Source organism: Sporosarcina sp. P34, assembly GCF_002743375.1.
GTDB lineage: Bacteria > Bacillota > Bacilli > Bacillales_A > Planococcaceae > Sporosarcina.
This window is the reverse complement of the sequence record NZ_PDZC01000007.1, coordinates 110,349-130,843: the sequence shown is the minus strand read 5'-3', so window position 1 is coordinate 130,843 and position 20,495 is coordinate 110,349. Positions and strand designations below refer to the sequence as shown.

Here is a 20,495-nt window from a genome sequence, read left to right as displayed (position 1 = left end):
CAGAGGACGTCAAAGGGGGATTATCGATGAGAAAGATATTTAAATTGTCTTTAGCTTACCAAATATTGATTGGATTGGTTTTAGGTATTGCAGTCGGTGCAATCTTCTACGGTAATCCTAGCGTAGAAAGATATTTGCAACCAATCGGCACGATGTTCATTAATATGATTAAAATGATCGTAGTACCTATTATTATTTCAACGTTGGTAATTGGAGTAGCAGGTACCGGTGATATTAAGAAATTAGGAAAACTTGGCGGTAAAACGCTTATATATTTTGAAATTGTTACAACGATTGCGATTATTGTTGGCCTTATGTCAGCAAATATTTTCAAACCGGGTGACGGCATTGATATGTCTTCTCTTGAAAAAGGGGACATTTCGCAATATGTTCAAACAACGGAAGAAGTGCAGAATGGCGGCTTCATGGATGTGTTGGTCGGCATCGTACCAAGTAATATCGTAGATTCGATGGCGAATGGTGATATGTTGCCAATCATTTTCTTCTCTGTATTATTTGGATTAGGCGTAGCGGCAATTGGAGAGCGCGGCAAACCGGTACTGGATGTGTTCCAAGGGGTCGCGGACGCGATGTTCTGGGTAACGAATATGATTATGAAATTCGCGCCGTTTGGTGTATTTGCCTTAATTGGTGTAACCGTATCTAAATTCGGTTTGGAATCACTCATTCCGATGGGTAAATTAATGGTTCTTGTATATGCAACGATGATATTCTTCATCATCGTCGTGTTAGGTGGAATCGCGAAGATCGTCGGTGTGAACATCTTCCATCTCATGAAAATCCTAAAGGACGAGTTAATTCTAGCGTTTTCTACGTCAAGTTCGGAAACCGTGTTACCGAAAGTGATGGAGAAAATGCAAAAATTCGGTTGTCCGAAAGATATCGTATCTTTCGTGGTGCCGACTGGCTATTCGTTTAACCTAGACGGATCTACACTTTATCAAGCATTGGCTGCCATGTTTATTGCACAAATGTATGGAATTCAGTTGAGTATTACGGAACAAATCACATTGGTTTTGGTATTGATGATTACGTCTAAAGGAATTGCGGGCGTTCCTGGCGTTTCTTTCGTCGTGTTACTTGCAACGCTTGGAACAGTGGGCATTCCGCTTGAAGGATTGGCGTTCATCGCAGGTATCGACCGTTTGCTAGATATGGCACGTACAGTAGTTAACGTAGTCGGAAACGCACTTGCAACAGTTGTCTTGTCGAAGTGGGAAGGTCGTTTTGGTGAAGAACCTGAGAAGGTAGAAAGCGAACCACAATTTGTTTTTGCAGAAGAGAAATTAGTTTAATCAAAGGCTGTCCTCATGAGTGAGGGCAGTTTTTTTTATGGTGTTGATGATGTCGGACAAGCATTATGACGGCATTCAATTGTAGGAATGCTTGATTTGTTATATGATTAACAGTATGGATCAACAAGAGTGCGGTTTTTACTAAGGAGGAAATGAAGTAATGAGCAATCAGCAAAATGATTTTACAAAATGGTATATCGACACAATCCAGAAAGCGGATTTAATGGATTATACACCAGTGCGCGGATGTATCGCGTTTAAACCAGACGGCTATGAAATCTGGGAGCATATTCAAGATGAAATGAATCGTCGTTTTAAAGAAACGGGTCACCGTAACGCATATTTTCCCATGCTAATTCCGGAGTCGTTTTTTGAAAAAGAAAAAGATCATATCGAAGGGTTTTCTCCAGAATTGCCATGGGTAACAGAAGCTGCGGGCGAGAAATTAGAAGAACGTTTAGCGCTACGTCCGACGTCTGAAACGATGATTGGTCATTTGTATTCCGACTGGATCAAGAGCTATCGTGATCTTCCCGTATTGATCAACCAGTGGGCAAACGTATTCCGCTGGGAGAAAAAGACGCTACCATTCATTCGGACATCAGAGTTCTTGTGGCAAGAAGGACATACTGCACACGTAGATGAAGAAGAAGCGCGTCATGAGACGATGCAAATGTTGCAAATCTACAAAGAAGTTGTTGAAGACCTACTTGCAATTCCTGTATATGACGGTCAGAAAACACCATCTGAGCGTTTTGCGGGTGCTATTGATACATTCTCGATTGAAGCGATGATGAAAGATGGTAAAGCAGTACAAGCCGGAACTTCACATTACCTTGGAACAAAGTTTGCGGAAGCTTTTGATATCAAATACTTAACAAAAGAAAATAAGCATCAGTTCGTGCATACGACGTCATGGGGAACATCCACACGCTTGATTGGTTCCGTTATCATGGTACATGGTGACGAGCAAGGTCTTGTATTACCTCCGCGCATTGCACCGACACAAGTTGTGCTGATTCCAGTGGGTCCTTGGAAGAAGAATCCCGCAATCATGGAAAAGCTGGACGAAATCTACGCTGAATTGAAATCTAAAGGCATTCGTGTCCGTTTAGACGATTCTGACCAGTCTCCAGGTTTCAAATTTAATGAGTATGAATTAAAAGGTGTTCCAGTACGACTAGAACTTGGGCCACGTGATCTTGATAACAATCAAGCATTGATGAAAGCGCGTGACGGCGGAGAGAAAGTAGCAGTTGACCTGACTGAAGCTGTAGCGAGCATTGAGCAAGAACTACAGACGATGCAGAAGCGATTGCTTGAAAATGCTCGTACGTTCCGTGACGAACATTCCCATACGAACATCGATACGCTGGATGAGTTGCAGAAGCATATTGAAGATAGTGCGACAAACGAAGTAACTCCAGGCTGGATCCTTGCAGGCTGGTGTGGAGATGACGCATGTGAAGAACATGTCAAAAATGAAACGAAGTTTACAACACGTAATATTCCATTCAATCCACCAGCAGAGAAATCCACTTGTATTAATTGTGGAAACGAATCGAAGCATACTGTTTGGTTTGCAAGAGCTTACTAATAAAGAAATTAAAAGCTGTCCCACGAAGTTTTGTGGGACAGCTTTTTTAGTGATTTAAAGTACAAATACTGTAGAGAGTGAAGTGGTGTTGTGTTGGGGATTGAAGCTCCAGTTGGCGGACGCTTTCCCATGGGCCCGCGGTGAGCCAACCAGTTCGCAAGTGCAAAGAAATGCTCCTAACGCTTCGCTTTTACTCGCAAAATCCGTTCTTCGTGACGGCTCTCGCTCTCTTTTGGTTGTCTCACCTGATCGGGCAGATCCATCGGGAGTCGCCACCAACTTCCGCTTCCATCCTACATTGATAGTGCGGGTACTTAGATCACTCACTGTAGGTAGTATGTGAATTATTTTTTTGCCTTAACTTATTTAGATTCAAGTACCGAAGTTCAAAAGCTATTACAGCATTTACTTTAATGCACAACCAAAAATATCAATTGCCCATATTGTAAGGGATTGGCTCGTAGGAGGGCTTTTGCGAGTTAAAGCGAAGCGTTAGGAGCACATCTTTGAACTCAATCCCCACCTCAACACAATAGCCAGCCTTTTTTGATATTAGTCGTCCAACTTCAAACCTTTTAAAGCATCCGCAAATGGATTGTTGACAGGCTCATCGTCATTGTTTTTCTTTAAATACTTCTGCACATCGCGCTTATTGACCTTGCCTTTTGAATTCTTCTCACGTCGCGCCTTGAACGTAGAAAGCTTTTCTCGATAACCACACTTACACGTAAAGATTTGCCCGTCGCCTTCGCCTCGTAGCTCCATTTTCTTTTTACATTGTGGACAGCGTGCGTTCGTGACACGGGAGACGTTTTTACGGTGACCACACTCACGATCCTGACAAACGAGCATCTTGCCATGCTTGCCATTAACTTCAAGCATCGGCTTGCCGCAGTCTGGACATGTTTTCGTAGAAATATTATCGTGCTTAAACTTCGCTTCGCTTGCTTTAATCTCTGAAACAATTTCCTTCGTATAGCCCTTCATTTCATTAATGAAATCTTCTTTTTTTAGCTGACCTTTTGCGATCTTTTCTAGTTTCAATTCCCACTCCGCTGTCAGCAAAGGAGATTTCAATTCATCCGGTACTAATTCGAGCAACTGCTTGCCTTTGTTCGTGACGTGGATGTCTTTTCCGCGTTTCTCGATTAAGAAGGAGTTGAAGAGCTTGTCGATAATATCAGCACGCGTTGCCACGGTTCCTAGTCCACCTGTGGATTTCAATGTGTCAGCAAGTTTCTTATCCTGTGTACCTATATATTTCGTTGGATTTTCCATTGCAGATAATAATGTAGCTTCATTGAATCGGGCAGGGGGCTTCGTTTGTCCAGAAGTTTCTTTGATAAGTTTGATGTCTAGCTTATCGCCTGCTACGAGCTTAGGTAATAATTGTTCTTTCGTGTCCTGTTCAGTTTCTTCTTCATCGAATTGGTTATTATAAACTTCTTTCCAACCGGCGGTCAAAATGGTTTTTCCACGTGCTGTGAAACGTTCGTCTGCTACTTTTGCATGAACTGTTAATTGTTCGTATTCATGTGCTGGGAACAGAACGGCTAAGAATCGCTTGACTACCAGATCATAGATTTTGCGCTCGCGATCAGACAATTTGTCGAGTAAAACGATTTCTTCTGTCGGAATGATTGCGTGGTGATCAGATACTTTGCTGTCGTCAACAAAGGATTTACTCGTTTTAATCGGTTTCTTCAGTATTTTATTCGCAAGTGTTCGATATTCGCCTATACCGACAGTTTTCAAGCGCTCGGGAAGTGTTGCAACGAGATCGCTTGAGAGGAAACGGGAGTCTGTCCGTGGATAGGTTAGTATTTTGTGCTGTTCATATAATCTTTGCATAATATTGAGTGTATCTTTAGCAGAGTAGCCGAACATTTTGTTGGCATCACGCTGTAATTCAGTCAAATCGTAAAGACCTGGTGAGAATGTCTTCTTCGCTTTTTTCTCGACATTTTCAATTATAGCTTGCTTGCCATCAACTTTTTTGACGATGGCAGATAGTTTATCACGGTCAAATGAACGGGTATCGCCTGTTTTTGCATCCTGCCACGTCAGTTTTAATTTGGAGTCAGATTGTGCTTCGATGCCGTAAAATGTTTTAGGACGGAAGGTGTTAATTTCCTCTTCACGCTGTGCAATAATTGCAACGACAGGTGTCTGCACACGTCCGCAGTTCAGTTGTGCGTTAAATTTGGTTGTCAGTGCGCGCGTGGCATTGAGACCGATATACCAATCAGCTTCAGAGCGGGCGACTGCTGCTTCAAATAAATTTTCATAAGCTGTACCAGGTTTTAACTGAGCGAAACCGTCTTTAATTGCTTTGTCCGTTACGGATGAAATCCATAAACGTTTAATCGGCTTCTTAACTTTCGCTTTTTCAATAATCCAACGTGCGACTAATTCTCCTTCACGTCCAGCATCTGTCCCGATAATAATATCTGAAACATCTGTGCGAAGCAGTTGTGCTTTTACGGCATTGTATTGTCTGCTCGTTTGTTTGATGACGGTAAGTTTTAAATCTTTCGGCATCATCGGTAGATCCTCTAGTTTCCACGTCTTAAATTTCGTATCATAATTTTCTGGATCAGCGAGTGTCACCAAGTGTCCAAGAGCCCATGTCACGATATACTTATCGCCTTCTAGATAGCCGTTACCTTTTTTATTGCAGTTCAGCACGCGGGCAATGTCCCTTGCGACGGAAGGTTTCTCCGCTAGTACTACACTTTTTTTCATATAATGAACTCCTTTTTTATATACATGTCGAAAAACTCCTCCAATAGATAAGGTTTATGGCCTTACGCTAAATGAAGAAGTTACTTACTAAAAAGTGTAAACTAGACCGCTACTTTCGTCAATTAAGGCGGATGGATACTTTTTCGTTCATTGTACGTTAGAGATTGTATTGCTAAGGGGAAGTACAGTCCACCTTGAACTAGCGATTTGTATTCCAGACGGAGTGACAATACAAGACTGAACGAAGGATTTTTTTGTATACTGTAAGTAACACTATAGAAACGAGGGATTTCAATGTCAGAACTAAGAGATCGTTTAATGGCCGATATAAGGACAGCAATGAAGGAAAAAGACACAATGAAGAAAGGTGTCATCAATTTATTGCGGGCTGGTCTACAGAATGAATCACTAGATTTAAAGCGTGAACTGACGATTGAAGAAGAAATCAAAATCGTTCAGCGTGAACTCAAGCAAACCAAACAATCGCTTGAAGAAGGTCAAAAAGCCAATCGCGAAGACATCGTGGAAGCAGAAAAAGCGAAGATCGCGATCGTTGAATCGTATTTGCCGAAGCAGATGAATGTGGAAGATGTAAAAGAATTGATCGCATCATTAGGCACTCCAACCGATGCATCAATGGGTCAGACAATCGGCGTTGTAATGAAGGAAGTTGCTGGTCGTGCAGAAGGAAAGACTGTTTCGCAGGCAGTTAAAGAGTATTTGCAGAACTGAATTATTAATAAGAGAACTGGATGACAAGTCGTGTACTTGTCATCCAGTTCTTTTATTTTTCAAACGAAGCCCGTAATACATAAACCACGTCGTATTTTTTTAATTCATCCAAGTAGCCTTCTTTTTGTTCATAAAAATCGCTAGATAACGTACTAGTCGGCGAACCTTCTGTCGTAGATGTGTAGACGATACCGGCCAACAACATATTATCCGAGAGAAGTAAACCTTCTTGTGGATTGGTATTAAATAGAGTCGCCATATCGTCCATACTCTTAAGTTCTTCTTGATTACTCACACTCGCAGAGCCTTTAGCGTCACTGACACTTGCGGAGAATAATAATTCTTCCTCAAGTGTTTGTGTGACCGTCAAGACGATGCTACCCTTCGTCGACTCACCAGGCAGTGGAGTAGATAACTCGCTGATTGGCTCCGCAACCTTCTTACCTTTTTTATACTTTTCCACCCACAAATTAACCTTTGTATAGTTTTGATCAGCTGTATAGTCAAAGACAAATGCAGTATTGGCAGCTGTTTCAAGTATTTGTTTTTCACGATCTGTAAGTTCAGGTATCGTCAATTTATTCGTATCGGTTGCTGCACAGGCACTGAGAAATAATAGGCAACTTAAGAGAGCTATACTCATTCGTTTTTTCATCGCTTATGCCTCCTTCTCTATATATTTAATTATAGCATTTTACAGTATTGTCTGAAGCCATTGGGCACTCCGAATATGTAAAAGAAAGCTATCTATTTTTATTAAATACATATTAGTTAACTAAAAAGGGGAGATGAATGGTTGCAAGTGTCAAGTGCCGTGGTAATTTCACGGGTTAAGGAAAGATGTTCATACGCGACGGGCATGCGCGCGTTATGATGAGGTCGACAACCTATATGTTGCGTGGATGGTTTAATTAAATAAACTAAAAACAGTCACCAGCATTTTTCTGCCAGTGACTGTTTTTAGTTTAATGGCTGCCTTGATAAGTAGAAGTGGGCTGTTCCGTTTCGCTCATTAAACCGTATAAACGATCATACCGTTCAATCAACCGCTCTAAGCCGGTGTCCAAGCGCTCTATCAGCATGCACACGCGCTCTATCATGCACCGCAAGCGCTCATACTTGCCATGTAACCGCTCAATACGTACAACAACGTTCACACTTTCCGCATTACTCCAACAAACCTTGTTCTTTCAAAAATGCCTCTGCTACTGTTTTCGCGCTAGCACCTTCCGCATTCACTTGATAATTCATTTCACGCATCTCATCGTCCGTTACGATTCCGGCTAGACTATTTAACGCATCCTCAAGTTCAGGATACTTCTTTAATGTCTCTTTGCGAAGCAATGGCGCGCCTTGATACGGTGGGAACAGTTCTTTATCGTCTTCTAGAACTGACAAATCATATTCGCGTAGCTCGCTATCTGTCGAGTAGGCGTCCATCAAGTTGATTTCGCTTGCCTCTATAGCTTGATAGCGCAGCTTCGGTTCCATCGTTTGAATGGAAGGGAACGTAATGTCATAAAGCTTTTGAATGCCTAAGTATCCATCTTCCCGGTCATTAAATTCGAGAGTAAAGCCCGCTTTTACGGCCTGTTCCACTGCGGCTAGATCAGAAATTGTTTTAAGTCCGTACTCTTCTTGGAATGTTTTGGAGACAGCGAGTGTATACGTATTATTGAAGGACATCGGTGTAAGGAATGTCATATTAAATTGTTCGTCTAGTCCTTTTCGCGCTTGCTCATACACTTCGTCTCGGTCATTGCTGACGGCTTCATCTTTCAAAAACTCGGATATCGCCGTACCTGTAAACTCCGGGTACAAATCGATGCTTCCAGATTTCAATGCATTGAAGACGAATGACGTTTTACCGAGCCCCGGTTTTAATTCCACGGAAAGATCCGTTTGGTCTTCGATCAATAGTTTGTACATATTAATAAGAATTTCAGGTTCTGCGCCAAGTTTGGCACCAATGACTATTTCTTGTTTGGAGTTACCGCCTAAGAATGGAGCTGCTATCATCAAGACCGCTACAATAACGAAAATGGTAAACGCAGTGATAGCTTTCCTAAACGAAAGACCTTCGAATATTTTTAATAAGTAATCAAAGAATAGTGCTAGTAACGCTGCTGGTATAGCGCCTAGGACAATTAATGATGGATTATTACGATCAATACCAAGCAATATCAAATCACCTAGTCCACCTGCGCCAATCAATGCCGCTAATGTGGCAGTTCCGACGATCAATACCATCGAAGTGCGGATACCTGCCATAATGATCGGCATTGCGAGCGGCAATTCCACTTTCATCAACCTTTTTCGGGTATTCATTCCCATCGCAGTCGCTGCTTCTTTAAGTGAAGGATCCACTTCTTTAATGCCCGTGTATGTATTACGTAAAATGGGCAACAACGCATAGACGACTAACGCTATAATTGCGGGTATTTTTCCTATACCGAATAGGGGAATCAATAGACCGAGTAGTGCAAGGGAAGGAATTGTCTGCAATACAGCGCTTGCACCGATGACAGATTCCGCCATTTTTCGCCGGTTTGTCAAATAGATGCCAAGTGGAACCGCAATCAGAACCGCAATTAATAAGGAGATTAAGGAGATTTGAATATGTTCGATCAGAGCGTCCAGTAATTGACCGCGCCGACTTTGAAGAACATCCAGAAAACTATTCATTCGTTATTCCTCCTTTACGTGACTGCTCAGCTAGAAAGTGGAGAATGCCTTCTCGTGTAATCATTCCAACAACGTGTCCGTCTTGTTCAATCGCGACTTGGTCAGTAGAAGTCAAGAACTGTAAGAGCGTTCCCCATTCTGAGTCAATTGGTATCGCGAAAGCCAACGATAGATTTGTAGGAATTTCCTCCAGATGATCTGCAATGGAAAATGTGCGTGCTGCAGCCGATGCAGTAAATTCACGCACGAACGGTGAAGCAGGTCTAGTAAGAATTTCTTGCGGTGTTGCAATTTGTTCGATTTTACCCTCATTCATAATACAGACCCGATCACCTAATTTAAATGCCTCCTGTAAATCATGCGTGACGAATACAATAGTTTTTTGAATTCTTTGCTGTAAATCCAGTAGATCATCCTGAAGTTTCAAACGACTAATAGGGTCCAGAGCGCTAAATGGTTCATCCATCAATAGAATATCTGGGTCGGCTGCAAGTGCGCGCACAACACCTACTCGCTGTTGCTGACCACCTGACAATTCACTCGGTTTACGCTTCCGATACAATTCGGGATCTAATCCCACCATTTCAAGCAGTTCCGTTACACGTTCGCGGATTTTTTTCTTTTTCCAGCCGACCAATTCGGGGACAATTGCAATGTTTTCTTCGATTGTCATATGGGGAAATAAGGCGATTTGTTGTAAGACATAACCAATTTGCCAACGAAGTTCATGGATTGAATAATCACTGATTCGCTTGCCATCGAGCCAAATCGTGCCTTTTGTAAGTGGGATCAGTCGGTTGATCATCTTAAGCGTAGTAGTCTTTCCACAACCACTTGGTCCCACTAGAACTAGAAACTCCCCCCGCTGAATTTCTAAATTCACCGATTCTACGACTAGGCGTGACATATCATAACTTTTTGAAACTTCTTCAAAACGAATCATCGAACCCCCACCTTTTTATGATAATTTTCACATAGTATCGATAGAATAGAAAGTTATATCCCTTCGAGAAGAGTAATGAGAAATCGTGCATTGTAATGAGCCGTTCATTTTCCGTTCACCTTCATAAGATAAGATGTGAGTATAAAGAATAACACGGAGGCGTTACTATGAAAATCGCATGGAAAGAAATGAAGAAAAGCAAAGCCAAGTTTCTAATTCTTGGATCTATTATATTTCTCGTTAGTTTCTTGACGTTTATTATTTCAGGACTGGCAAATGGGTTATCCCAGGATAATGCTGCGTTGATAAAAGATTTACCTGACGGACAATTTTATCTAAGTAAAGATGCAGATAGTACGTATAATCTCTCCAAAATAGACGAAGAGGTTCAAAAGCAAATACTTATAGACAATCCTAATGCAACCGCATTTTCGGTTCAAATGGGATTTGTCAACGATGCGGAAGATAAGCAGCATAGTGTAGCATTCGTTGCTTCTACTGAGTCTAAGCTATTTGAAAATGTCAAAGACGGGGAAATTGTTCTGGATAGCTCGTTGAAAGAAGACGGTATTGAAGTCGGTGACGTCTTAACTAACAATCAATTTAGTGGAGAATTCATTGTTAAAGGATTTGTGGAGCAGCAGAAATACAGTCACGCACCCGTTGCATTCATTGGAATGACGAACTACCAAGAGATCTATCGTGTGATGGAAATGCAAACGATTTTCATTCCGGGAAAAGATGCACCCACACTGAGTGCACTCGATTCTTTTTCGAATAAAGAGTTCTTACATGCTATTCCGAGTTACAGTGCAGAGCAGATGTCATTGAATATGATTGTCTGGTTCCTTGTCATTATCAGTGGTATGTTGTTTGCAATTTTCTTCTATATGATGAATGTTCAGAAGATCGGGTTGTACGGCATATTGAAAGCGATTGGCATGAAGACGATTTCGTTATTCAAGATGATTTGGTATCAGATGCTAGTCATTACCGCTATTTCACTCGTATTGTCCATTGCGCTCAGCCAAGCATTCAGTTTTGTTACCCCTGAAGGCATGCCATTCCACTTAACGATGGATACTGTCTGGATGCTATCTGCAGTATTTATGACGGTCGGTTTTATCGGTGCGACCATTTCAGGAATCCAAGTGAAAAAAATTGAACCGCTTCAAGCGATTCAACAAGGAGAGATGTAATATGTCTGTCTTTACTATTGATCATGTAAAAAAGACGTTTACCAATGGAGAAATCGAAGAAGAGATATTAAAAGGTGTGAATTTGTCTTTGAAAGAAGGGGAAATTACCGCGTTGATTGGCCCTTCCGGCTCTGGAAAATCAACCATCTTAACGATTGCGGCAGGTTTGCAAAGAGCATCTGGCGGTGAGATTTTATTTGAAGGGAAAGACATGACGAAAATGAGTCAGGAAGAGATTCGCCATGTTCGTGCAACGGACTTCGGATTTGTTTTTCAGTCTTCCCACTTGGTTCCTTTTTTGACGGTGGAAGAGCAACTGCAGTTGATGCTTGACGTAGCGGAAACGAAAACGAGTAAAAAGGAACAAGCTAAAGCAATAGATGAGATGTTAAAGTTAGTTGAAATGCAGCACCGCAAAGATGCGTATCCTTCTTCTTTATCAGGAGGAGAGCGTCAACGTGTAGCGATTGCTCGCGCGATCATTCATCGTCCAAAGATCTTATTTGCAGATGAACCCACTGCAAGTCTTGATACGAAACGCTCGAAAGGTGTGATGGAATTATTGCAGGAATTAACACGTACATTACATTTAACGACATTGATGGTGACGCATGATGAAGAGATGCTACGGTATGTTGATCGGGTTATAACGATGCGAGATGGTTATATAGTAGAATAAAACAGTTGACCCATCGATACAATGACTAAAGAACACCGTGATCAATACAAAGATGGAACTATCAACTGGGATGAAGTATGAGCGTAGCCAGAAAATAAATAAGCCGTTCAACACGTCTGTCGCATATAGTGGCAGACGCTTTTTTCTGTGGTAAACTAGTGGCATAAAGAAGAGAAAAGGGGAGAATGACTATGAAATCACCATTTACATTTACACATACAAAGCCCGCGAATACAGAAGAAAAACAACCTGCGCTATTTTTACTTCATGGAATGGGGAGTCATGAAGAGGATCTACCGCAATTAGTTCAAGAATTTAAAGAAACACATCATATTTTCAGTTTGAGAGGTCCTGTCGTTCACGCGCCAGGCTATGCATTTTTCACGATTGAAGAAGAAGGAAAGCCGGTCCGTGAAGTATTCGATAAAGTGCTCGTCTACATCCAATCATTTATACGTGAAGCCATTCAGGAATATGATCTAGATCCTGAGCGGTTGACAGTCATCGGTTTCAGTCAGGGAGCCGCTCTTGCACAGGCGCTGGGTGTAACGTTGATACCTTCACTCCATGGAGTGGCGGCACTTAGTGGATACGTACCTGATTTCGTCAAGAGTGAATATGCAATACAGTCCGTGGAAAATCAACACGTATTCATTTCCCATGGTGACTATGACTATATAATTCCATCGCAATCTGGAGCGGAAAGCAAGGAATACTTTGAATCACTTGGCGCGCATGTAACGTTCAAAACATATAATGACGGACATGGCGTAACGCCAGAGAATCAACAAGATTTGGTGACATTTATTCGGTCGCTATAAGGGATTGGTCGAAATAGACGACAAACAAGACTTCACTGGATGAGTGAAGTCTCTTTTGTTGTATTCATTTTTCCGTTTATTCCACCCGTCTTAACCGCAATTTCCTATTCATTGCATACCGTTGCAACATAGCTGGCCACGTCATCCCGAACAATACGAGGAAAATGCCAAGAAACTGCAATGCCGTTAATCTTTCGCCAAGCAACAACATTGAAGCTATAATCGCTACGGGCAATTCAACAGCACTTAAAATAGAAGACATGCCTGCGCCAACTTTTGGTACTCCGATAGAAAATAGGAAGATGGGGAGAACAATGCCAAATACGCCCAAAATGGCACCATAAACCCACAATCCATCACCTAACATCCCGTTCCATAAAATTTCGGGAGACTGGAAAAAAGTGATTGCGATCGCTGCATAAAATGACATTAAGAACAACCGCGTCACGACATCCATACCTGGTACTGGCTTCTGATTCGCTGTAACGAACGCTGCGAAACTAAACGCAGCAGCAAGTCCCCATGCCCATCCTTGCCATGGAATCCCGCTTACATCCACGTCAATCAATCCTGCAGCTAAAATCGTCCCACCGAATAGAAAAACAAGCGATACCACTTCTGATTGTTTAGGCAAACGCTTGGCTAGTACACACTCATACAACATACCGATCCATGTGAATTGAAAAAGCAAGACAACTGCCAGTGAAGCAGGCATATACTCTACCGATTTGCCGTATACGGTGCCTGTAATTGCTGTAAATAATCCTGCAATTAAGACCGGAAAACTGCCGCGAAATGTTGGTTTAGAGCGCTTAACGAAAATAAAAATAATAAGAGCTAAAAGAAATCCTGTATAATATTGGCTCGTCACTGCCTCTGAAGCGGTGAAACCATCCTGAATAGCTAATTTGATAATCGTTGATAAAATTCCATAACATGCAGCCCCAAATACAACGAGCAACGGATACATCCACAGTTTCATCGGTACACCCTCCATTTCCATCGGATCATAGTATATCATGAAAATGGTTTTTCAAACTGCGCAATACTAATCGTATTTCCCGGGAAATAGCGACAATAACTGCAAATAAACGGGGAAAAGCTGTACAGTGGAATTTTCACTGTACAGCTTTTATCGGTAGTTCAGTGGGGAGCGCCGTAGTCATTCGACAAGCTGCCACCACTAAAACGGGGGGAGTGGTTGATTTTTTCTTTCATAAGCGCTTTTCGCTGATCGGGTAGAGAGATGGAATCGACTGTTTGCATATCTTCATGCAAATCGAACAAACTAACTGTGTTAGTCTGTAGATTTTCAGGATGTGTCTGAATCAGACGATACGTATTCGGAGGATAATTGGGGCTTGGATTTTTCGTTGACGTCACGTCTAACCGCCTCCTATTATGCTTGACGAACCATTTTGAGAAGCATATGTGCCAAAGAGTGTTGCTCTTCTTTAGAGCCTGAATCCCAAAGTTCTTGTAATAAATATTGCTCACGATTTCGAGGTTCTTCATGACGTGATAAATAATCGGCAATAAATGTTGTAGTTTTCGCCAATTGTTCATCATTCATTCCAAGGATTTCACCTTTTTTTACTTTATCAGCGAGATACCCTTTAAAATGATTGAAGTTCTGTAAAATCTGCTCTTTCTTTTCATTTCCCATGTTTGAAACTTCAGACTCCAACTTCTTTTTCATATCCACCAATCAACCACTCCTTTTCATTGTGATACAACTAGCTTGTACAGGAAGTAATGAACTATGCATGTGAAGATAGTGGTAATGTATTTTGAATTATGTGTGAAAAGAGGCTTCAGTGGGTAGGAGTATAGCATAGTGAAAGGGAGGTGCAATAATGGCTACTAAACAATATGCGGGTACATTTCATTCTGTGGATAATGTCCTTTATAAAATAACTGAACTTGAGGCAAAAGGATTTAAAAAACATCATATGTGTGTAGTTTCCAATGTGCGGGATGATCTGAAAGTTTTGGAAAGTGATTCTGATATAGAGATAATCGGTATCCAGGAAGGGTCGCTCTGGGATCATACGCGCCGTTTATTCAACAGTAAAGATGAAATGTTAACGATTTTCATTAAAATGGGTTTTACGAAACTAGAATCCAAAACATTCTACACTGATTTAAAAGAAGGCGGCATTGCTTTGTTTGTCGATCAGCTAACAGACGAAGAACGAGTCCAATCTGTAGATCCTCATGACAGTGCTCGACAGCAAACGGAAAGCGGGGAAAATCTGGATAGTGATCCGAATGAAGTAGTGGGGAACCCGATTCCAAACAGTCCGAGAATAGGTACAGATTAGTTGTAAAAAGAAGGATCTTCCATCGTAATGGAAGATCCTTCTTTTATGTTCGTACTACACGTTTTACTTGTTAGGGTGTGCTTCATCATCACTGAAGTGTTCTTTCGCTTCACCAATCTTTTCTTGTGCAGCGCCTTTTGCCTTGTCCCATTTACCTTCAGCTTGCATTTTAGTGTCATCAGTCAAATCACCTATGGTATCTTTTACGCTACCTTTTACTTTGTTGCCAATACCTTTTAATTTATCTTCTGCACCGTGATCTTTGTTACTCATACTATCTCCTCCGTTTCGTTTGTTAGTATATAAATACCCACTTTCAAAAAGAGAAAACATCTGAAGTATTGTTGGAATAGTTACAGCACGATTGTGCCTGCCACATTCTACTGATTGATTATGTCATAACCTCATTTCACAAGATACCAGTTATTTATAATATGAGTTACGGATGATTTTTGGATGAACAGCCGGAATGGAGGCATGATATTGCACGATATAGTGTGACTAAACAAGTGAAAAGCCGGATCCCTTTAGAGGCTCCGGCTTTTAGGGTGTTTACAAATGTCTGGCATTACGGAGTACTGTTCATTCCTGAAAGGTTACTAATTTGCTCCATAAGCTTTTCCCGTGACTGCTTATTTCGCATGAGATAAAGTGCACCAAGTCCGACAGCTGTCATCGCCATTTTGCTCATTTGTCTAACACCTCCAAATGGTAGGATGGCTCCTTATAGAAAGAATATACACTGAATTTCAATTTGTCTCCTACAATTTCCTGTTAAACTTTTAGTGTAGTGATATAATTTCATTATTCACATTTATTGGACTGGAAGTGTCATCATGAATTTACAAGCTAAATCAACGATTCGCGAACTTCGATTTTGGCGTATTGTCATCGGGCTAGGCATTGCTTCAGTGCTGATTTTTGCCGCGATGTATGCTATACAACCTTTGCTACCTATTTTAACGAAGCAATTCAATGTCTCCGTGTCCGCAGCCAGTTTAGCCATGTCGGTTAATACAATAGGTCTAATTTTCGGTTTAGTGATTCTTGGATTTTACTCTGATCGACTAGGTAGATCAATTTTTGTAAAAATCTCAGTTTTAGTAACAGCTCTTTTATTTATTCCTATGTTTTTGACGCATTCTTTTACAGTGTTTCTGGTATTGCGATTTATACAGGGCTTTGGGATGGCGGGCGTATTGGCTGCAGCTCTAGCCTATATCAATGAAGAGATCAATGAGCGGGTAGTGAGCGTGGCGACAGCTCTATATATTTCATTCAACGGCACTGGCGGGATGCTTGGCCGTTTTGTAACGGGGTATTTGGCAGAACGCTGGTCTTGGGAACTGTCACTTCAACTTCTAACGGTCGCAGGTGTATTGATATTTATCTTCTTACTATTCGCGTTACCGAAATCCAATTACTTCGAACCGAGTGTGGCGTCGATAAAGAAAGACATGGAAGGTTTCGGTGTCCATTTAAAGAATCCGGCTTTGCTAATGGTCTTTGGACTTGGTATTGCACTACAGTTGAGCTTTACCGGCATGTGGACATTTCTGCCTTTTCATTTGACTACTTCACCATTTTCGATGACGCTTGATGAGGTTTCCTATATCTACTTCGCTTATGCATTTGGAATTATCGGTGCACCGCTGGCCGGCTCGATTGCCAGTAAGGTAGGTATGAATCCGGTTCGTTTAATAGGCGTACTATTGCTGGCAGTCGGTTGTCTTCTAACGGTTCCAACTACACTACCACTGATTATTATTGGTTATTGCGTGATCTGTCTTGGCTTTTTCTCTGCCCATTCCTTAACTGCTGCATCTGTCAGCAAAGAAGCAACGCATCATAAGGGAAGTGCATCAAGCCTGTATCTCGTTTCTTATTATATTGGTATGGCAGCGGGAAGTACGCTAGTCACACCGCTTTGGCAGTTTGCAGGGTGGACGGGTCTCGCTGTGTTTTCAGCGGTTGTGCCGGTTGTCTATGTACTGTTGATAAGAATACGGCGCAGCGTGTTAAAAGCGTAGTACATAATAAACCAGCTGCCTAGAATGAATCCCGGCAGCTGGTTTGTTTTAGCTTTTAAATATTTCTGGAATAGTCTGTAAGTCGATACCCCATAATAATGGAAGCAAGAAGTAAATACAAAGCGTCACGAGCACAACTCCGACTATATTGAGCACGAATCCGGCTTTGGCCATGTCAGGAATCCGTAGATAACCGGATCCGAAAACGACCGCGTTCGGTGGGGTAGCAACCGGTAGCATAAACGCACAAGACGCTGCTACACCCGCTGCAATCATTAATGCATACGGATGGAAATTTAGTGCCAATGCCAACGAAGCCATGATTGGATACATCATAGAAGCTGTTGCTGTATTCGATGTGATTTCTGTTAAGAAAATGACCAATGTTGTGACAATTAAAATAATGACAATGAGGGGAACACCTTTCAACCCAATCAGTTGAGTACCGATCCATTCAGACAGACCGCTACTGACAAAGCCAGCTGCGATAGCTAGTCCGCCACCAAAGAGAAGTAAGATACCCCAAGGTAATTTCACTGCTGTGTTCCAATCTAGCAAGTGATCGCCTTTTTTATTTACAGACGGGATGATAAACAAAATCATCGCAAAAGCAATCGCAATGACACCGTCACTTATGCCGTCAATGAATTTAGATAGGAAGAACGAGCGTGTAATCCATGAGAAAGCAGCAAGAGCGAAGACGATGAAGACCATAATCTCTTCAATTGAAGGTCGTCCAAGCAACTTCTTTTCTTTATCAATGACTTCACGTCCGCCAGGTAATGTTTTGACTGGTGATTTGTAGACGATCTTCACTAAATACCACCATGTCAATAAGATAAATACCCAAGCAAACGGTACACCGAACAACATCCATTTACCAAATGATAACTCGATGCCGTAAATTTTATTGATAGCGCCGGCAAGCAATGTATTCGGAGGCGTACCGATCAATGTCGCAATCCCGCCTAGTGAAGCAGAGTAAGCAATACCAAGCATCAAGGCTTTACCGAATCCAAAGTTTTCTTTTGATGTATCGATAGACGGATCGTCCTTTAATGCGATCGTTACTTGTGTAATAATCGCCAAACCAATAGGCACCATCATCATGGCTGTGGCAGTGTTGGAAATCCACATAGATAGGAATCCGGTAGCTACCATAAAACCAAGAACGATTTTGTCCATGTTTGTTCCGATGGCGGAAATTATGGTTAGAGCAATTCGTCGATGTAAATTCCACTTCTCGAGCGCGAGTGCGATCATAAATCCACCCATAAATAAGAAAATCGTTTCATCTCCATAGGAAGATGCGGTGTCTTTCATTTCCAATCCGCCTGTCATCGGAAACAATATGAGCGGTAGCAAGGAAGCAACCGGAATGGGAATAGCTTCCGTAATCCACCAAACCGCAATCCATACTGTACTAGCTAAAATAGCGACACCGGCCGCGGATAAATCTGCAGGTTTGAAGAACAGTAAAATAAGGGAAAAGAGTAATGGACCAAGCACCAATCCAATGAGCTGTGTAGCTGAATAACTGCGGGAGTCTCTACCTCCCCCTTCATGATTTACGCCAATCTTCTTTCCACCTTGTCCGCCTCTCACCATTTCAGAGGAGTCGGGCGCAGTGAAAAAACGGAAGACATCTTTCACTTGATCATGTAACGACCAAAGACGGTTCCAAGTCTGTTGTAACATTAAGATCCCTTCATTTCTACGTTGTATTTCTTGAAGAGTAGCAATCTTCCAAGACACCACCATTTTACCTATTAAATACAACTTGAACAAGTGGAATTTAGACTTTTTCGTATAATTAGACAAATATTGTTACAATACAGTGTGTAAATCCAGAGTTATTATATAGCAATCGGCAAAAAGAATTTTTCGACACGAGTGATTGAACCGCGTATAATAAAGCTAACTATGTAAATTGAATTAGAAGGGAAGTGAGCATTTGACGAAAAAGGCGTGGTTCCAGGTAGGTGTGGGTATATTATTAGCATTGTTGATCACGAAATACTTTTTAGAAGTAAATTATATTTTTAGACCGGTTGGTATCATTGTACAAACGATTATCATGCCATTAATTTTTGGTGGCCTGCTTTATTACATAACGGTACCTATCCAACACTATTTGGAAAAGAAAAAAATGCCGAGATGGGGAAGTATCCTAACGATTATGCTCATACTCGTAGCCGTCTTATGGATTTTGGTCGCGATTATTGGACCGATGGTGACGAAACAAGTTAATAATTTGGTAGACAATGGGCCAGCTCTCACACATCAACTCGAGCAACTGAAAGATCAAGCGATTAATCAAAAGGAAAACTTACCAGAAGGTTTGCAGGACTCCTTAAATTCAGCAATCGAATCCGTACAAACTTTTGCGGTAACATTCGGCAAATGGTTCGTACAATTTGTACAATCATTCGTTCAAGCAGTCGCGTTACTGTTACTTGTACCATTCTTCTTCTTATTTATGTTGAAGGATCATGAAAAACTTGCTCCGAGAATATACAATCTATTTTCCGGGAAGCGACGCATATGGGTAAAGAAGACATTGGAAGATATTGATCAAGTTTTGCGTTCTTATATCCAAGGACAATTATTAATTAGTGCTATTTTGGCATTGCTTATTTTGATTGGTTATTCAATCATCGGATTGGAGTATGCCTTGTTACTGGCAATTCTCGCGTTATTCATGAATATCATTCCGTTCATTGGACCTTGGATTGCGGTGGCTCCAGCCTTAATCATTGCGTATTTGCAGGAGCCTAAATTAGTTATTTGGGTCGGAGTTGTGACGTTAGTCGCGCAACAAATCGATAGTAACCTAATTACGCCGAACGTAATGGGGAAATCACTTGATATCCATCCACTGACGATCATTACGGTATTATTAGTAGCGGGAAGTCTTGCAGGATTCCTTGGTATTTTGGTAGCCGTACCTGCTTATGCTGTTGGTAAAGTAATTGTGCAGAACATCTATGAAATGCGACGAGAAATTAGTGAAGCTGCCACGAAGAATGTCTAGTGGTAGTACCAACCTCTTGGTCTTTGAACTGAGAGGTTTTTTGGATGGATAAATAAAGTAAAACCGCACATCCTAACGAAAATGAAAGGGTGTTAACGGATGTTGACGGAGTTTCCAGTTATTCATACCAATGTATGGGATGCAATATGGGGTGTACCAGTTGTTTTGATCGTAGTACTGATCATTAAATGGCTTTTTAAATTGCCGCCTGCCTGGCTTTCAACAGTAGCCACAGTAGTTGCGCTTGCAATGTCAATATTCATTAGCCATCCAAATAACTTGTCTGCCGGAATTTTCATGGGCTTTTTTTATAGTGGTGCGGCAATGGGTATTATTTATTCGACTACACAATCCTTTCATGCATATCGTAAACGGTAAAAGCAGGCCTTC

21 protein-coding genes are annotated in these 20,495 nt (G+C 41.5%); 10 read left to right on the top strand and 11 right to left on the bottom strand.

Features of this window, described 5'->3' with window-relative positions; translation table 11 throughout:
* The first annotated feature begins 26 nt into the window (after positions 1-26).
* Both CSV63_RS11615 and proS read left to right on the top strand, forming a co-directional pair.
* On the top strand, positions 27-1,316 hold the full coding sequence (locus CSV63_RS11615) for a cation:dicarboxylate symporter family transporter (RefSeq protein WP_099695949.1): 1,290 nt from the start codon (positions 27-29) through the stop codon (positions 1,314-1,316).
* A 160-nt stretch (positions 1,317-1,476) separates the two neighbouring features.
* Positions 1,477-2,913: a proline--tRNA ligase gene (gene proS / locus CSV63_RS11610; RefSeq protein ID WP_099695948.1), complete on the top strand. Its 1,437-nt coding sequence runs from the start codon at positions 1,477-1,479 to the stop codon at positions 2,911-2,913.
* 552 nt (positions 2,914-3,465) lie between these two features.
* On the opposite strand, the gene CSV63_RS11605 is transcribed toward proS, so the two are convergent.
* On the bottom strand, positions 3,466-5,658 hold the full coding sequence (locus CSV63_RS11605; RefSeq protein ID WP_099695947.1) for a DNA topoisomerase III: 2,193 nt from the start codon (positions 5,656-5,658) through the stop codon (positions 3,466-3,468).
* A gap of 294 nt (positions 5,659-5,952) precedes the next feature.
* Between CSV63_RS11605 and CSV63_RS11600 the strand changes: the two genes are divergently transcribed.
* Positions 5,953-6,390 carry a GatB/YqeY domain-containing protein gene (locus CSV63_RS11600; RefSeq protein WP_099695946.1) on the top strand — a complete coding sequence of 146 codons (438 nt, stop codon included), beginning with the start codon at positions 5,953-5,955 and terminating at the stop codon, positions 6,388-6,390.
* 52 nt (positions 6,391-6,442) lie between these two features.
* Here the strand turns inward: CSV63_RS11600 and CSV63_RS11595 are convergent, their stop codons facing one another.
* The 4 genes from CSV63_RS11595 to CSV63_RS11585 form a co-directional block, all read right to left on the bottom strand.
* Positions 6,443-7,045 carry a hypothetical protein gene (locus CSV63_RS11595; RefSeq protein ID WP_099695945.1) on the bottom strand — a complete coding sequence of 201 codons (603 nt, stop codon included), beginning with the start codon at positions 7,043-7,045 and terminating at the stop codon, positions 6,443-6,445.
* A 310-nt stretch (positions 7,046-7,355) separates the two neighbouring features.
* Entirely contained in the window at positions 7,356-7,547 is a 192-nt protein-coding gene (locus CSV63_RS16365) for a hypothetical protein (RefSeq protein WP_143565397.1), read from the bottom strand.
* Between the two features lie 10 nt (positions 7,548-7,557).
* The gene (locus CSV63_RS11590) at positions 7,558-9,075 is read right to left on the bottom strand and encodes an ABC transporter permease/substrate-binding protein (RefSeq protein WP_099695944.1); all 1,518 of its coding nucleotides are present in this window, start codon (positions 9,073-9,075) and stop codon (positions 7,558-7,560) included.
* Complete coding sequence (locus CSV63_RS11585) at positions 9,068-10,018, bottom strand: ABC transporter ATP-binding protein (protein WP_099695943.1); 951 nt, start codon at positions 10,016-10,018, stop codon at positions 9,068-9,070. The genes CSV63_RS11590 and CSV63_RS11585 overlap by 8 nt, the downstream gene beginning before the upstream one ends.
* Before the next feature lie 167 nt (positions 10,019-10,185).
* Between CSV63_RS11585 and CSV63_RS11580 the strand changes: the two genes are divergently transcribed.
* From CSV63_RS11580 to CSV63_RS11570, 3 genes are all read left to right on the top strand, one after another.
* Entirely contained in the window at positions 10,186-11,217 is a 1,032-nt protein-coding gene (locus CSV63_RS11580; RefSeq protein WP_099695942.1) for an ABC transporter permease, read from the top strand.
* A gap of 1 nt (position 11,218) precedes the next feature.
* The gene (locus tag CSV63_RS11575) at positions 11,219-11,896 is read left to right on the top strand and encodes an ABC transporter ATP-binding protein (protein ID WP_099695941.1); all 678 of its coding nucleotides are present in this window, start codon (positions 11,219-11,221) and stop codon (positions 11,894-11,896) included.
* A 191-nt stretch (positions 11,897-12,087) separates the two neighbouring features.
* A complete protein-coding gene (locus CSV63_RS11570; RefSeq protein WP_099695940.1) occupies positions 12,088-12,717 on the top strand; it encodes an alpha/beta hydrolase in 630 nt (209 codons plus the stop codon).
* Positions 12,718-12,793: 76 nt separating this feature from the next.
* Here CSV63_RS11570 and CSV63_RS11565 read toward each other — a convergent pair whose 3' ends face one another.
* The 3 genes from CSV63_RS11565 to CSV63_RS11555 all read right to left on the bottom strand — a co-directional run bounded on the left by CSV63_RS11565 (position 12,794) and on the right by CSV63_RS11555 (position 14,416).
* On the bottom strand, positions 12,794-13,699 hold the full coding sequence (locus CSV63_RS11565; RefSeq protein ID WP_099695939.1) for an EamA family transporter: 906 nt from the start codon (positions 13,697-13,699) through the stop codon (positions 12,794-12,796).
* A 161-nt stretch (positions 13,700-13,860) separates the two neighbouring features.
* Positions 13,861-14,100, bottom strand: coding sequence for a hypothetical protein (locus CSV63_RS11560; RefSeq protein WP_099695938.1), 240 nt, complete (start codon positions 14,098-14,100; stop codon positions 13,861-13,863).
* Between the two features lie 16 nt (positions 14,101-14,116).
* The gene (locus CSV63_RS11555; RefSeq protein WP_099695997.1) at positions 14,117-14,416 is read right to left on the bottom strand and encodes a DUF3243 domain-containing protein; all 300 of its coding nucleotides are present in this window, start codon (positions 14,414-14,416) and stop codon (positions 14,117-14,119) included.
* Between the two features lie 157 nt (positions 14,417-14,573).
* Here CSV63_RS11555 and CSV63_RS11550 point away from each other — a divergent pair, with 157 nt between their 5' ends.
* Positions 14,574-15,041 (top strand): YflT domain-containing protein, encoded by a 468-nt coding sequence (locus CSV63_RS11550; RefSeq protein WP_099695937.1) that lies wholly within the window; start codon positions 14,574-14,576, stop codon positions 15,039-15,041.
* 63 nt (positions 15,042-15,104) lie between these two features.
* Here the strand turns inward: CSV63_RS11550 and CSV63_RS11545 are convergent, their stop codons facing one another.
* Both CSV63_RS11545 and CSV63_RS16905 read right to left on the bottom strand, forming a co-directional pair.
* Entirely contained in the window at positions 15,105-15,314 is a 210-nt protein-coding gene (locus CSV63_RS11545) for a CsbD family protein (RefSeq protein ID WP_099695936.1), read from the bottom strand.
* Between the two features lie 295 nt (positions 15,315-15,609).
* Positions 15,610-15,732 carry a hypothetical protein gene (locus CSV63_RS16905; RefSeq protein WP_255408937.1) on the bottom strand — a complete coding sequence of 41 codons (123 nt, stop codon included), beginning with the start codon at positions 15,730-15,732 and terminating at the stop codon, positions 15,610-15,612.
* 145 nt (positions 15,733-15,877) lie between these two features.
* On the opposite strand from CSV63_RS16905, the gene CSV63_RS11540 reads away from it, so the two are divergent.
* Positions 15,878-17,071 (top strand): MFS transporter, encoded by a 1,194-nt coding sequence (locus CSV63_RS11540; protein ID WP_099695935.1) that lies wholly within the window; start codon positions 15,878-15,880, stop codon positions 17,069-17,071.
* Between the two features lie 48 nt (positions 17,072-17,119).
* Here CSV63_RS11540 and CSV63_RS11535 read toward each other — a convergent pair whose 3' ends face one another.
* Positions 17,120-18,769: an SLC13 family permease gene (locus CSV63_RS11535; RefSeq protein ID WP_099695934.1), complete on the bottom strand. Its 1,650-nt coding sequence runs from the start codon at positions 18,767-18,769 to the stop codon at positions 17,120-17,122.
* Positions 18,770-19,025: 256 nt separating this feature from the next.
* Between CSV63_RS11535 and CSV63_RS11530 the strand changes: the two genes are divergently transcribed.
* Positions 19,026-20,105 carry an AI-2E family transporter gene (locus CSV63_RS11530; protein WP_099695933.1) on the top strand — a complete coding sequence of 360 codons (1,080 nt, stop codon included), beginning with the start codon at positions 19,026-19,028 and terminating at the stop codon, positions 20,103-20,105.
* Between the two features lie 99 nt (positions 20,106-20,204).
* Entirely contained in the window at positions 20,205-20,483 is a 279-nt protein-coding gene (locus CSV63_RS11525; RefSeq protein ID WP_099695932.1) for a hypothetical protein, read from the top strand.
* The last annotated feature ends 12 nt before the right edge of the window (positions 20,484-20,495 follow it).